The sequence below is a fragment of the Pseudomonas sp. Q11 genome, assembly GCF_024494355.1.
Classification (GTDB): domain Bacteria; phylum Pseudomonadota; class Gammaproteobacteria; order Pseudomonadales; family Pseudomonadaceae; genus Aquipseudomonas; species Aquipseudomonas hefeiensis.
On record NZ_JAKNQY010000069.1, the window covers coordinates 1 to 802 of the forward strand.

The following is an 802-nucleotide window of genomic DNA, read 5'->3' on the forward strand; positions in this document are numbered from 1 at the left end:
GGGAATGGCAAGGGGCAGGGCGCGCGGCCCGCTGCGTGCGGCACTGGGCCTCGTTCGCGCAAATGGACACCCGCTACACCTGGGGCGAGGACGGGCAGGTCACGGTCCAGCACCTGGATGGCAGCCAGGAGGTGTACGTCCACGACGAGCGGGCGCGGCTGGTGCACAAGGTCGAGCCCGATGGCGGCGAGCACCTCAAGGCCTATGACCCACAGGGCCGGCTGATCGCCGAACAGGACCCGCTGGGCGCCGTCACCGAATACCGCTACGACGAAGCCGGACGGCTGGTGGCGCTGATTCCGCCAGACGATGAACCGACGTCCTACGAATACCGCAACGGTTTCCTGCACGCCCGTTCGCGCGGCAAGGCCGTGTGGCAATACCGGCGCAACGCCCAGGGTGATGTGATCGAGGTCATCGATCCGCACGGCCAGGGCACCGGTTATGCCTACGACGCCCAAGGGCAATTGCTGGCGATCCGTTACCCCGACGGCAGCGAGCACCGGTTTACCCGCAATAACCTGGGCCACCTGACAGAAGAAACCCTGCCCGACAGCAGCCAACGGTGTTTTTCCTACGACGCCCTGGGGCGTTTGCTGACCCGCCAGGACGAACACGGCGCCCTCACGCACTACCAATGGGACGCGGTAGGCCGCCTGCTCGAAACCACCTTGCCGAGTGGCGCGACCCGCGCCTGGCGCTACAACGCCTACGGCAAAGTCACCGCCGAGCGCGATGAGCTGGGACGGACCACCCGCTATGAATACGCCGACGACCTGCACCTGATCAGCCGTCGCCTCAA

The 802-nt window shown here is 66.6% G+C and carries 1 pseudogene; it reads left to right on the plus strand.

Annotated elements, in window-relative coordinates:
- Nucleotides 1-802 (plus strand): annotated as a pseudogene (locus tag MA884_RS27775) (type IV secretion protein Rhs); the annotation flags it as partial.